At 37.0% G+C, this 13,763-nt stretch carries 11 protein-coding genes and 1 pseudogene; 1 reads left to right on the forward strand and 11 read right to left on the reverse strand.

The genetic code is table 11. The features are described 5' to 3' along the window. Positions 1-2 precede the first annotated feature (2 nt). A complete protein-coding gene (locus tag ACUL40_RS09070) occupies positions 3-512 on the reverse strand; it encodes a hypothetical protein (RefSeq protein ID WP_153596380.1) in 510 nt (169 codons plus the stop codon). A 46-nt stretch (positions 513-558) separates the two neighbouring features. After that, positions 559-1,380 carry a pentapeptide repeat-containing protein gene (locus ACUL40_RS09075; protein ID WP_000181430.1) on the reverse strand — a complete coding sequence of 274 codons (822 nt, stop codon included), beginning with the start codon at positions 1,378-1,380 and terminating at the stop codon, positions 559-561. A gap of 196 nt (positions 1,381-1,576) precedes the next feature. Between ACUL40_RS09075 and ACUL40_RS09080 the strand changes: the two genes are divergently transcribed. Beyond that, positions 1,577-1,753, forward strand: a complete 177-nt coding sequence (locus tag ACUL40_RS09080) for a DUF1272 domain-containing protein (RefSeq protein WP_001162793.1) — start codon at positions 1,577-1,579, stop codon at positions 1,751-1,753. Between the two features lie 43 nt (positions 1,754-1,796). Here ACUL40_RS09080 and ACUL40_RS09085 read toward each other — a convergent pair whose 3' ends face one another. From ACUL40_RS09085 to ACUL40_RS09125, 9 genes and pseudogenes are all read right to left on the reverse strand, one after another. Further along, complete coding sequence (locus tag ACUL40_RS09085) at positions 1,797-2,864, reverse strand: lactonase family protein (RefSeq protein WP_072770173.1); 1,068 nt, start codon at positions 2,862-2,864, stop codon at positions 1,797-1,799. 120 nt (positions 2,865-2,984) lie between these two features. Continuing rightward, positions 2,985-4,526, reverse strand: a complete 1,542-nt coding sequence (gene gntK, locus ACUL40_RS09090; protein WP_048538065.1) for a gluconokinase — start codon at positions 4,524-4,526, stop codon at positions 2,985-2,987. 109 nt (positions 4,527-4,635) lie between these two features. Then, the gene (gene gntP, locus ACUL40_RS09095; RefSeq protein WP_065212044.1) at positions 4,636-5,961 is read right to left on the reverse strand and encodes a gluconate permease GntP; all 1,326 of its coding nucleotides are present in this window, start codon (positions 5,959-5,961) and stop codon (positions 4,636-4,638) included. A 396-nt stretch (positions 5,962-6,357) separates the two neighbouring features. After that, the gene (gene fsa / locus ACUL40_RS09100) at positions 6,358-7,026 is read right to left on the reverse strand and encodes a fructose-6-phosphate aldolase (protein ID WP_000667692.1); all 669 of its coding nucleotides are present in this window, start codon (positions 7,024-7,026) and stop codon (positions 6,358-6,360) included. Positions 7,027-7,135: 109 nt separating this feature from the next. Continuing rightward, entirely contained in the window at positions 7,136-8,029 is an 894-nt protein-coding gene (gene gnd / locus ACUL40_RS09105) for a phosphogluconate dehydrogenase (NAD(+)-dependent, decarboxylating) (protein ID WP_001195924.1), read from the reverse strand. 112 nt (positions 8,030-8,141) lie between these two features. Continuing rightward, on the reverse strand, positions 8,142-10,136 hold the full coding sequence (tkt, locus tag ACUL40_RS09110) for a transketolase (protein WP_000193012.1): 1,995 nt from the start codon (positions 10,134-10,136) through the stop codon (positions 8,142-8,144). Between the two features lie 39 nt (positions 10,137-10,175). After that, a complete protein-coding gene (gene zwf, locus ACUL40_RS09115; RefSeq protein ID WP_065212045.1) occupies positions 10,176-11,660 on the reverse strand; it encodes a glucose-6-phosphate dehydrogenase in 1,485 nt (494 codons plus the stop codon). 351 nt (positions 11,661-12,011) lie between these two features. Continuing rightward, positions 12,012-12,548, reverse strand: a pseudogene (locus ACUL40_RS09120) (glucose-6-phosphate dehydrogenase); the annotation flags it as partial. Between the two features lie 250 nt (positions 12,549-12,798). Further along, the gene (locus ACUL40_RS09125) at positions 12,799-13,752 is read right to left on the reverse strand and encodes an NADP-dependent oxidoreductase (protein ID WP_000643794.1); all 954 of its coding nucleotides are present in this window, start codon (positions 13,750-13,752) and stop codon (positions 12,799-12,801) included. Positions 13,753-13,763: the final 11 nt, after the last annotated feature.

A 13,763-nucleotide genomic window follows, 5' to 3' on the forward strand; every position in this document is an offset into this window, starting at 1 on the left:
TCTTAGTCTCTGCCTGTTCGCATTATTGGATCTTGGTCGTGAAAACCAATACAAATCGGTATATTATTTTGCACTTCACTACGTACACTTATAAAACTACACAGCGTTTTAGCAATTAAATATAAAGTGATACCGATTGCTTTTTCACTTGTGTCAAAGCCATTTTCATTATACATATCCGCTAATTCTACAGACTCCGGTCCCTCAACATCATATGTCCATTCAGAAGCCCAATCATCATCCTCTTCTTCAAGTGGAGCATACTCCTCACAAATATAAAACTGACTAGTCCACTCGTTATCAAGGTCATACTCAAAATAAATCGCTTTTGCTTCTTCATTAGTAGCCATTTCTACAGCTGCATCCAAACCTACTCGAATACTTACCTTATATGACTCTACATCAATTACTTTAATTCGTTCTGCATATTCTGTAGACGCCAACATGCAACAAATATCATAATACTTCGCTTCTATTTGCTCTACTGCTAACGAAAAGACATCCTCTTGCATCTCTTCTAAATACTGAAATATATCTACACTAAATACTCCTCACTCTTTACGCACTCCAATGCGATGGACGAGACAATAATTTCGGTAATTTCGTATGTTTGTCCCCTCTAGCAGCATTAACTTGAACTTGCGTCAGAAAAATACTATTAGTAAAATCAGCCCCGCGAATATCTGCATCTCGCAAATCTGCTCCGATGAGATCTGCTCCTCTTAAATCTGCACCATTTAAGTTAGCCGCAATTAAGTAAGCTCCTCTTAAATTTGCACCTTGTAAATTTTTCTTTTTCAGATTCGCTCCCATAAGGTCTGCTCCGCGGTGAATGATTCGTTTCTTACGCGCAGTATTCATTTCCTTCCATACTAATTCGCTCGTTTCTAAAAGAAGAATGTTCACCTCTGCCCTATGCATTGGAACATTTATTTTCATTAACTCATCTGGATTTAAATTCGAAAGTCGCTCTGTCTCCTCAATTGCGGTCTCTAGCTCTTTATGAATTGGCTGTGTTGCCTTTAAAAGAATCGCTTCATTCAAATACCAAAGCATTTCATGAAGTTGATGCATAACCGGAAAAGCATCGTACATTTTTCTTGCATGCTTTGCATCTTTCCTCCAATCAATCCCTTTAAACGTACCCTGAGAAATCTTCTGCCCAGCACCGAAACATTCAAATACTGTACAACCTTTATAACCTTTTCCTCTAAGATTTTTATGTATACTACATTTAAAATCTGATTGTAAGTTGGAACATGGTTTACCACCATCTTTATTCACTGCAAAATCTACCGATGCTGCAAACGGTAATGCAACGCAACATAGACCGAAGCATTTTTCGCAGTTTGCTTTTAAATGATCGTTATGATTAGTCAAAATCTATACCCCCTGTTGTCTTTTGACTATTTCATAATATTCCAACTGTAATAAATAATCAATTTTAAAATAAACCAGCATCTTTCGTTTCAATTCATAACTTTATCATTCGATTTCCTTTCAATTGAAAAGGACTATTTCTATTTAATGAATTATAATTAAATTATAAATTTTCTAACTAAAAAGGAGACTTATTATGGCACTAGAAATGAAAACAAACTGTCAAATTTGCGATCAATCGCTCGAACAAAATTCTGAAGCATACATTTGTGTATATGAATGTACATTTTGCGCACCATGTACAGAAGAAAGACATAACGTTTGTCCAAACTGCGGCGGCGAATTAGTACGTAGGCCAAAAAAGAAACAATAAAAAGCAAAGCGATATCGCTTTGCTTTTGTTTAGGCATCTGAAATTATATATTTAAAAACTTCACACAAACAGGCTCTGGCACAGCAACATCAGATTGTAAAAGTGTTAACTTACCTGTAGATTCATCTCTTGAAAATAACACAAGATTATGTGACTTTTCATTTGTAGCAACAAGGAACTTTTCAGTAGGATCTAATACAAAGTCTCTTGGCCAATTTCCTTCTGTAGATGTGTGTTCAACAAATGTAAGCTGACCTGAACTTTGATCTACGCTATAAACAGCGATACTATTATGACCACGATTACCTGCATATACAAAACGGCCGTCAGAAGAAATATGAATCGCACTTCCTTGATTATTTTCATCAAACTCTTCTGGAACAGCAGAAATATACTGTAATTCTGTAAAGGATCCTTCTGCAGGATTATAGGTTAACACAATAACCTCTGAACTAAGCTCCGTCATCACATATGCATACTTTCCATTCGGATGAAAAGTAATATGTCTTGGACCACTTCCTGGATTTACAGATAAACGATTCACTTCTGTTAATGTACTATCTTTTACTTCATACGTAATTATTTTATCTATCCCTAAATCAACGCCCACTACATATTTTTCATCAGGAGTGTACCCCGCGTAATGTGCATGTGGTTTTTCTTGTCTTTCTTTATTCGGACCTGAACCTTCATGTGCCATAATAGATGAAGCAGGATTTACAGTTCCATTTTCTTCATTTATTTCAAAAGACTCAATCGTTCCTTTATGGTAATTCGCTGTAACTACTGTATGATTTCCCCTATCAACACTAATATGACAAGGAGAAGCACCTTCTACTACTTGTCTATTTTTCGCTTTTAGTTCTCCAGTATGACTATCAATGGAATACGCAGCTACACCGCCAGATTCGCCTTCCTTAACAACGGAATAGAGATATTCATTATTTCGGTTAATCGTTACATATGTAGGGTTATCCAGCTTAGCGGCAAGTGTTACATTACTAATTTTTTTTGCTTCTGTGTCTAAAGTAAACTTATATATTCCTTCGCTATTTTCTTTCGTGTAAGTTCCAACATATCCAATAAACTCTTTGTTATCCTTCATTTTCATAACCCTCTCTCCCTATATTTTTCGTTCATCATGCTTCTTAAAATATTTTATGTTGAAAGAATATCCTAAAAAATCGGAGTACCTCTTTATACGTTACCATATTTTCTTGGTAAATAGCTTTTAAACCCACTTTTTTTGATACGCTGCTATACTTTCATATTCTTCTTCCAATTGACGGGACAGACGGATATAGATTGGCGTTAAATCTTTATATTTTTCCACACTTTCCATGTTTGGCTCATGATGGAAATCTGCACCTACCATTTCAGAAACTACATGCAACGTATCTACTTCACCTAGACTATATAAACCGAGGATTGCAGCTCCTAAGCAAGAGCTTTCGAAACTTTCCGGAACATATACGTCTTGATGGAAGATGTCCGCCATCATCTGTCTCCAAAGTTCCGACCTTGCAAAGCCGCCTGTCGCTTGAATTTTTTTCGGTTCGCCAATTAACTCTTTTAAAGCGAGAAGAACCGTATATAAATTATAAATTACTCCTTCTAAAACAGCACGGATAAGATGTTCTTTCTTATGATGCAATCCGAGTCCAAAGAAAGATCCTCGTGCATTTGCATTCCATAAAGGAGCTCTTTCCCCTGCTAAATACGGGTGAAACAATAAACCGTCAGATCCAGGATTCACTTTTGCTGCTATTTCAGTAAGTACTTCATATGGATCTTTCCCTAAACGCTTCGCAAGTTCAATCTCTGAAGTACCCAATTGGTCACGAGCCCATCTGAAAATCATACCGCCATTATTCACTGGTCCACCGATTACCCAATGGTCTTCAGTTAACGCATAACAAAAGATTCTCCCTTTTGGATCTGTTACAGGACGATTTGTTACAGCACGAATCGCACCGCTTGTACCAATTGTAACAGCCACAACGCCAGGATCTATTGCATTTACACCTAAATTAGATAGTACTCCATCACTCGCTCCTACTACAAAAGGCGTAGAAACAAGTACATTCATCTCTTTGGCAAGCTCTTCATCTAATCCTGTTAAACTGTGCGTTGTTGGAACAAGCTTTGAAAGCTTTTCATCTGTAATTCCCGCAACATGTAAAGCCTCTTCATCCCATTTTAAAGATTTCAAATTAAACATCCCTGTTGCTGACGCTATAGAATAATCAATTACATACTCTTTATATAACTTGTAAAAAACATATTCTTTAATAGAAATGAATTTATAACTTTTTGCGAATAACTCTGCCTGCTCATTCTGTAGCCAAACTAATTTCGAAAGTGGTGACATCGGATGAATTGGTGTCCCAGTACGAAGGTAAATTTCATGACCATTCATATCATTCTTTATTTTCTCCGCCCAGCTTGCACTTCTATTATCTGCCCAAGTGATACATCTCGTTAACGGCTCTCCCTTTTCATCTACGGCAATGATACTATGCATTGCCGAACTAAAAGAGACACAAAGAATATCACTTGGCTGTACACTACTTGATCGTACAGTTTCTTTAATCGTATGTATTACTGCACGAAAAATTTCTTCTGGGTCTTGTTCCGCTGTTTCAGGCGTAGGAGAATATAAAGGATATTCAATTCCATGACTAGCAATAACAGATCCATCAGTAGAAAATAGAACTGATTTTGTACTAGTTGTCCCAATGTCTACACCAACCATATATTTTGAGCTCACCATTTCTTCCTCCTAACAAAAAATTGTTACAGTATCCCACCATAAAAATACATACCTTTTATCTATTGATAACGTTGTATGCCACAATTATCTAAATAGAAACATCTTTATCTTAAACAAACATATCGAGTAGTAAAACTCCTCCAAAAGCGATAAATGAAAGTAACGTTTCTAATACAGTCCATGTTTTAAATGTTTCTTTCACTGTTAAACCTAAGTATTCTTTTACCATCCAGAACCCAGCATCGTTTACGTGTGAAAACATTAATGCTCCTGCACCTGTTGCAATGACGAGCAACTCTAAATTCACACCTGTCGTATTTTCAATGATTGGTGAAACGATGCCTGCTGCTGTTGTTAAAGCGACTGTCGCTGACCCTGTCGCAATTCGAATTAGTCCTGCTACTATAAATGCTAATACAATTGGAGATAGAGCTAAATGCTCAGACATTTGAGCAATAGCATTGCCTACACCACTATCGATAAGAATTTGCTTAAATCCCCCGCCGGCACCAATAATCGCAACAATTGAACCGATTGGTAATAAGCTATCTTCTGTTACCTTCTTAATAGCCTTTTTATCGATACCTTGACGAAATCCAAGAAAATAAAACGCTGCAAAACATGCAATCAATAACGCAATGATAGGACTACCGATTAATGTGATAATCTTCATCAAAGTAGTAGAAAGTGGAACATAAGGAGCCGCTGCAGCTAAAACCATTAACATAACAGGTAACAAAATAACTAAAAATGAAACTCCTATTCCTGGTAATTTCGTTGATTTTGTATTTACACGAATCAATTCTGGCTCATTTTCAGGAATTACACGTTTATGAATCCATTTCGCAAATATAGGACCTGCAACAATCGCTGCAAAAAATGTAATAATGAGTGAATACAATAGTACCTTCCCAAGATTCGCTTTATAAATACCAATTGCTACAATTGCCCCTGGATGCGGCGGAACAAGGCCGTGTACGACAGATAGCCCAGCAATTGCTGGTAACGCTATCAATAAAATATTTTGTTTCGTAGTTTTATGAATTGAAATTACTAACGGCAACAATATTAAAATACCTACTTCAAAAAACACCGGAATTCCAATAATAAAACCTGCAATTAACATAGCCCACGGTAAGTTTTTTATCCCAAAGGATTTAATAAAGAACTCTGCCACTTGCATTCCAGCACCTGACTCTGCCATCATTTTCCCTAAAATTGTACCTAAAACTAAAATACCTACTAAATGCCCGAGAACACTCCCAACTCCCGTTTCATAAGCACTCACTATTTTATCCATTGGCATTCCAGACATAATTGCTAAAAACAAACTTGCAACCGTTAAACTAATAAACGCATGCCATCTCCACCACGAAACCCCTAAAATAACAATTACAATTGATAATAATGTAATCATTAAAAGGTACATATTCATACTTAATCCCCCTTTATGTAAACCCTTTCATAATTACTATATAATGAAAAGAACCTATATAGTTCTTACTTGAGTAAAAGATAGCTTTACATATTGATATGCACTTAAAAGCATCCTCACATCATAATGATTTATACAAAAAGAATCTCCCTTATCAGAGATATACTTTAACTCATCTCTCTGATAAGGGGATTTCTCTTTCATAATTATAATGTCATTGTGATAAACGCTTCGCGTAAGCAAATTTTCCTTTTTTAAAAGTGAATGACGCTTTCTTCTCTTGCTGTTTTCACATAGTAAGACTACAAACTCGGGATCCAGTTTAAACGATGAAGTTACTTAGAATTTGTCCTCTCATGAAAAGCAATTTTCAGCAAGCCCCTTCACTTTTATACATTATAATTTAGGAGCTTTCGCCCAATCCGCAGCAAACTTCTCAATACCTTGATCTGTTAATGGGTGCATAGCAAGTTGCTCGATTACTTTATAAGGGATTGTTGCAATGTGAGCACCTGCCATCGCTACACGAGTTACATGATCTGGATGTCTGACAGAAGCCGCAATAATTTGTGTATCTAATTGATGAACATCGAATAATTCAGCAATTTTAGCAACTAATAGTACACCATCTTCAGAAATATCATCTAAGCGTCCTAAAAATGGAGAAACATACGTTGCACCTGCTCGAGCAGCTAAAAGTGCTTGGTTCACAGTGAAAATAAGTGTAACGTTCGTTTTCACACCTTTTTCAGTAAGATAGCGACAAGCTTCTAATCCTGCTAGCGTCATTGGAAGTTTTATCGTGACGTTTTTATCGCCACCGTTAATTTTAATTAATTCTTCTGCTTGAGCAATCATTTCTTCAGCTGTAACAGCATCTGGCGTTACTTCTGCCGAAACAGACTCAACTTTAGGTACTGCCTGACAAATTTCTGCGATACGGTCTTCAAACTTAACGCCCTCTTTTGCTACTAAAGAAGGATTCGTTGTAACACCAGCTAAAACTCCAAGTTTATATGCTTTTTTTATGTCCTCAAGATTTGCAGTATCAATAAAAAATTTCATGATCAATTCCCTCCAGTTTTTAAACGTTGATGAGTTACATGTTTAATATGCTTATCCCGTAAAAGCCCGATTGATGTGGAATAAAGCCCCTACTTATTAAAGTTTCACTTTATTTCTTTTCTACTGCATGTCCGCCAAATTCATTGCGCAGAGCTGCTACAACTTTTCCTGTAAATGTATCATTGTCTAATGAGCGGTAGCGCATTAATAGAGACATTGCGATAACAGGAGTTGCTGTTTGAAGGTCTAATGCTGTTTCTACTGTCCATTTTCCTTCACCAGAAGAATGCATAACACCCTTAATTTCATCCAGTTTTGCATCTTTAGAAAATGCATTTTCTGTTAATTCCATTAACCAAGAACGAATGACTGAACCGTTGTTCCATACTCTTGATACTTTTTCATAATCGTAGTCAAATTCACTTTTCTCTAGAATCTCAAATCCTTCACCAATAGCAGCCATCATACCGTATTCAATTCCGTTATGAACCATTTTTAAGAAGTGACCACTACCAGCTTTTCCAGCATATAAGAATCCATTTTCTACAGCAGTATCGCGGAAGATAGGTTCAACGATGTCCCAAGCTTCTTGATCTCCTCCGATCATGTAACAAGCACCATTACGAGCGCCTTCCATTCCACCAGAAGTTCCTGCATCCATAAAGTGAATGCCATCTTCCTTTAATTGCTCATATCGGCGGATAGACTCTTTATAATGTGAATTACCAGCTTCAATTAGAATATCTCCTTTTGATAAAAGTGGTGTAACCTCATCAATAACAGAATCAACAACAGCGTGTGGTACCATTACCCAAAGAATTCTTGGTGATTGTAATGACTGAACAAGTTCACTTAAACTAGATGTACCCGTTGCCCCGTACTCTTTCATTTCTTCTACTGCGCTCGTATTTAAATCAAATGCTACTACTTCATGTTTATGATCCATTAAATTTTTCCCTAAATTTAATCCCATTTTACCTAACCCAATTAATCCTACTTGCATAATATAATTCCTCCTCAAATCATCTTTTATTAAAAATCCATATCACTACAATCTGGAATACCTTTCAGCACTGAAATGTTAGTATGTACAGAAAGGTATTCACAGTCATAGCTTAAGAATTCAACACATTTTTTGTAATTTGAACAACATTTTCTGTCGTAAATCCAAATAGATTCATGACTTCAGTTCCAGTTCCTGAAGCTCCAAATGTTTCAATTGATAGTACTTTTCCTTCTTGTCCTACATAACGTTCCCACCCGAGAGATACACCCATCTCAAGAGATACTCGTTTCGTTATAGAAGACGGAAGAACGGATTCTTTATATTCGTTCGATTGGCGATCGAATAACTCCCAGCTCGGCATTGCAACGATGCGAACAGAAACTTGTTCTTCTTCTAATTTTGCTTTCGCACTAGCAGCTAAGGATACTTCAGAACCTGTCGCAATTAAAATTACATCCGGATTTTCATTTGTTTGTGTTAATACGTAAGCTCCTTTAGAGAGATTCTCTATGTTCGCTTTCGTTTCATTAAACACCGGTAAATTTTGACGGCTCAGTACTAAAACGACTGGACCATCCGTTTGCTGTAAAGCATACGCCCAAGCACTTGCTGTTTCATTTGCATCTGACGGACGGATAACTGTTAAACCAGGAATTGCTCGAAGCGCTGCCAATTGTTCAATTGGTTCATGCGTTGGACCATCTTCTCCTACAGCAATCGAATCATGTGTAAATACGTAAGTAACAGGTAAATTTTGCAGTGCAGCCAGTCGAATCGATGGACGAAGGTAATCATTAAATACAAAGAATGTACTTACGAAAGGTTTTACTCCTCCGTGGAGAGCCAGTCCATTCGCTGCCGCGCCCATTGCATGTTCACGTACACCGAAGTATATATTTCGTCCAGCATATGATTCTACTGCATATACTGCTTCACCTTTTATATCTGTCATCGTAGAATGAGAAAGATCCGCACTTCCACCGAAAATAGAAGGAATCGATTTCACATAATGATTAATAGCTTCCCCACTTGCAACACGAGTGGAAATCGTTTTTTCAGTATCAAAAGATAGAATGTCTTTCGCTTCAATTAAAACATCACCTGTAATCGCTTTTTCTAATTCATCTGCTAGCGCAGGATTCGACTCTCTGTATGAGTTGAACTGCTCATTCCAGTCATTTTCTTTTTCAATACCTTTTTGTTTCAGTTCATTAAAATGAGCTGTTACTTCTTCAGGCACAAAGAAGTCTTCCTCATAGTGCCAACCATACACTTGTTTTGTCGCTGTCGCTTCTTCTACTCCAAGCGGATTACCATGTGCTTTGTTCGTTCCAGCAACTTTTGGACTTCCATAACCTATAATGGTTCTAATTTCTATAAGAGTAGGTTGATCCGTATTTTCTTTCGCTGATTGAATAGCTTTTGTAATAGCATCGACATCGTTTCCATCTTCAACTCTTACATATTGCCAATGTACAGATTCTGCCCTTTTCTGAATATCTTCAGAGAAAGCAATGCCTAATTCACCATCAAGTGAAATTTCATTTGAATCATACAGTACAATTAACTTGCCAAGTTTCATATGTCCTGCCATTGACATCGCTTCATAAGCGACACCCTCCATTAAGTCACCATCTCCGACTAAAGCGTACGTATTGTGATCTATAATAGAGTGACCATCCTTATTGAACTTCGCTGCTAAATGCGCTTCTGCCATTGCCATTCCGACAGCATTAGCAATCCCTTGTCCTAACGGGCCTGTCGTCGCTTCAACTCCAGGAGTATGACCAAACTCAGGATGTCCTGGTGTTTTACTATTTAACTTTCTGAAGTTTTTCAAGTCATCAATTGAAACGTCATATCCAGCTAAATGAAGTAAGCTATACAGTAGGCTCGATCCGTGTCCCGCTGATAAAACGAATCGATCACGGTTAAACCATTTCGGATGATTAGGATTGTGATTTAAATGATTCGCCCATAATGCATAAGCCATCGGTGCTGCTCCCATCGGAAGACCTGGATGACCTGAATTTGCCGCATTAATAGCATCAATTGATAATGTACGAATTGTATTCACTGCTAATTGATTTATGTTTTGTGTCATAGTAATCGTCCCCCTACATGCTTTCATGAAAGAAAGTACTTATTTTTCCGTCTCTTGATCTAACCACCATTTAAATCCACTTTCTTGCAATAATTCATTAGACGCATCTGGACCATATGAACCAGACTCATATTCATGAAGTGGTAATAAGTTCTCCTCGAATGCTTCAAGAATTGGTTGTACCCATTCCCATGACAATTCAACTTCTCTCCAATGTGCAAAGAATGTAGCGTCTCCACTCACCGCATCATGAATGAGTCTTTCATACGCTTCAGGTACTCCCACATCCGCTTGCTCACAAGTAAAGTTAATACGCATCGGTTCAATTTCTCCATTTTTCAATGGATTTTTACTATTTAACTGTAATGAAACGTTCTCACCTGGACTAATTTCAATTATTAATAAGTTAGGTGCTGCATTTGGATTACTATCTTGATATTGCTGTTTTAACGTATTTTTAAATTCGATTACAATACGAGTAGACTTTTCTTTCATTCGTTTTCCTGTTCGTATATAAAATGGAACGCCAGTCCAAAATGGATTATCGATCCACAGGCGAGCAGCAACAAATGTGTCTATGTTAGAAGAAGGATTTACTCCTGGCTCCTCTTTATACGCTACAACTTGTCCGCCTTTTATTTCTCCTGAAACGTATTGACCGCGAACGATATGGTTTTGAACGTCTTCTTTTTTCACTTTACGAAGCGTCTCCATTACCTTTCGCTTTTCCTCTCGAATTTCACATGCATTAACCTTTTCCGGCAGATTCATAGCAGTCATCATTAATATTTGTAACATATGATTTTGAACCATATCTCGAATGGCTCCTGCCTGGTCATAATATCCTGCCCTTTCTTCAACCCCAACTGTTTCACTAGCTGTGATTTGTACATTCGCTATATGTTCTTTATTCCAAATCGACTGGAGAACAGGATTTGCAAATTCTAGCGCTTCAAGGTTTTGAATCATCGGTTTACCTAAATAATGATCAATACGGTATATCTCGTCTTCTTCAAACGTGCGACTAAGCTTATCATTCAGCTCACGAGCAGATGCAAGGTCGTGCCCAAACGGTTTCTCAATCATCAGGCGTTTCCATCCATCTGTTTTATCAAGTCCGCTTTCCTTAATATTTAAAGCAATCGTCTCGAAAAATTCAGGAGCAACTGAAAGATAGAACATTCTATTACCTTTTATATGTAGTTCTTCTTCCCTTTCACGAACGACTTGTAATAATCTCTCATAGTCTTCCGGCTTACTGACATCTAATGGACAATAGCGAAAATTATCTAAAAAACCTTTCAGTTCCGGAGTACCTTCTTCCCTCTGACGAGAAAACGTCTCTATTGATTCTTTTATTCTTTCTTGAAAATCTTCGTGAGATACTTGACGTCTTCCAAGCCCGATAACGGATATTTGCTTTGGAAGCTTTTGATCTCTATATAAGTTATATAGTGCGGGGTAAATTTTGCGTTTCGCTAAGTCCCCTGTCGCTCCAAATAAAACAAAGGTCATTGATTCCAATTTCAGTCCCCCTCTTGTTGTATAATCCTTGTCAATATTTTAAAAATGAATTGTACAGAAGCCCCTGTTTTTATAAAAAAACAAAGAGTTATCAAATTCCAATTCCTTTTATACCTTTCGCTTTCTAATTGTCCCCAATATTAATAGTGGCAATTCAAAGCACTTCTACCACAGATTACTTATTTATCGAACCCAACAAACAAATGTATATTCGATTACTTTTAGTAATTAAATAATCTTATGTCTAGTATATTAACCATATAAATTATTATCGTCAATAAAAATGTCTTGCATTACATACTATTTATTTCGTAATGCTTTTCTAAGTGTATTCCTAATTACCATTCATTTTCAAAGATAATGATTGATATAACAAATGTCAGTTTCATCAAAATCTTCAATCATTTTTCCATTAAACTCACGAGCAGACGTTACATGATAACCAAAAGGCTTCTCTATAATAAGACGGTTCAATCCTTTTGTAGCCCACAATCCACTTTCCTTAATATTTAAAGCAATGACATCAAATACTTCTGGTATAACAGATAGGTAAAACATGCGGTTTTCAGGAATGTTTAATTCTGTTTCACGCCTCTTTACAAGACGCAACAAATCTTGATAGTCCTCTATATTCGCTGTATTTAATTGACAATAACGAAATGTGCTAATAAATTCTTCTACTCCTAATTCATCATCAGTAGATCTTCTAGAAAATGTAGCAAGGGATTGTTCTACCTTTGTTTGAAATTCCACATCTGACATTACCCTTCTGCCGATACCGATAATCGAAATAGATTGTGGTATATTTTGATTACTAAATAGCTTATATAAAGCAGGATAAATTTTGCGTTTCGCTAAATCCCCTGTCGCTCCGGATAAAGTGAAACTTTAATCAGTGGGGGTTTTGTTCATCCCCACTGATTATTAGTTGAACCAATCGGGCTTTTACAGGCAGTTGCCCCCACCTAACTTCTATGATATCGCTGAATTTTGAGGTGGGGGTCTTACTGCCTGTTAATGCGGGGTAAAAGAAATGTCATTGAATCCATTTGTTCTCTCCCTTTTAAAACAATTGCTAGAATAGAATATATAAGTTCATTCGCTACTTAGCACAATACTGTCTCTAAAACCTCATACTTTACCAATGTTTCTTCAATACAATTTTCCCAAGAGCACGTTCTGACTCACTTATGTGGTGTGCTTTTTTTACACCTTCTACATGTAAAGGCAACACATGCGTGACAACAGGTTTAATCTTCCCGCTCTCAATTAATTCTGTAATAAGAGAAAGTTCATATCCGTTAGGTTCAGTAAATATATGGTCACTCTCAATATTTTTCTCTCTTGATATCTCGGTTTGCGGAATTTTCATACCTTTCGGACCATAAATAGACGCTAACTTTCCATTTGGTGCAAGTACTTTATAACTATTCTTTAGTACATCCCCACCTAACACATCAAATACAATATTGTAATTATGCAAAAGCAAAGAAAAGTCTTCCGTTTTGTAATCGACGACAGTATCAGCGCCTAGATCCTTTACAAATTGCATGTTTTTCGTACTAGTCGTAGTTGCAACATATGCACCGAAACTTTTCGCTAGTTGAATAGCAAACGTACCTATCCCGCCAGATCCAGCATGAATTAAAACCTTATTACCCTTTTGAACATTAGCGAATTTCACTAAACTTTGCCAACTTGTCAAACCTACTAGAGGGATTGATGCCGCTTCCTCAAAAGATAGATTTCTCGGTTTTTTCGCTACATACTTCTCATCTACTGCCACGTACTCTGCATACGTACCATTTCGTTCAATATCTGGACGACTATATACTTCATCCCCCACTTTACATACTGTTACGTTTTTTCCTATAGCAGCAACTACACCTGCAACATCCCATCCTAAAACGAGCGGGAAGTCATAAGAAATTACGTCTTGAAGTAAACCCTCACGTATTTTCCAATCCACAGGATTTACACCAGCTGCATATACTTCAATCAGTACATCGTTGTCTTCCAATAGCGGTGTCTGCATTTCAATCTCTTGTAGTACACTTTTATCTCCATATTGCATAAGTCCTATTGCTTTCATTCTTTTCACTC

The organism is Bacillus sp. KNSH39 (genome assembly GCF_052656585.1).

Coding starts and splice junctions, on each gene's coding strand:
- gntP (WP_065212044.1), bottom strand. CDS start 5,961: ATGAATATGTACCTTTTAATGATTACATTATTATCAATTGTAATTGTT.
- tkt (WP_000193012.1), bottom strand. CDS start 10,136: ATGACACAAAACATAAATCAATTAGCAGTGAATACAATTCGTACATTA.
- ACUL40_RS09080 (WP_001162793.1), top strand. CDS start 1,577: ATGGCACTAGAAATGAAAACAAACTGTCAAATTTGCGATCAATCGCTC.
- fsa (WP_000667692.1), bottom strand. CDS start 7,026: ATGAAATTTTTTATTGATACTGCAAATCTTGAGGACATAAAAAAAGCA.
- gnd (WP_001195924.1), bottom strand. CDS start 8,029: ATGCAAGTAGGATTAATTGGGTTAGGTAAAATGGGATTAAATTTAGGG.
- gntK (WP_048538065.1), bottom strand. CDS start 4,526: ATGGTGAGCTCAAAATATATGGTTGGTGTAGACATTGGGACAACTAGT.
- ACUL40_RS09085 (WP_072770173.1), bottom strand. CDS start 2,864: ATGAAAATGAAGGATAACAAAGAGTTTATTGGATATGTTGGAACTTAC.
- ACUL40_RS09070 (WP_153596380.1), bottom strand. CDS start 512: ATGCAAGAGGATGTCTTTTCGTTAGCAGTAGAGCAAATAGAAGCGAAG.
- ACUL40_RS09125 (WP_000643794.1), bottom strand. CDS start 13,752: ATGAAAGCAATAGGACTTATGCAATATGGAGATAAAAGTGTACTACAA.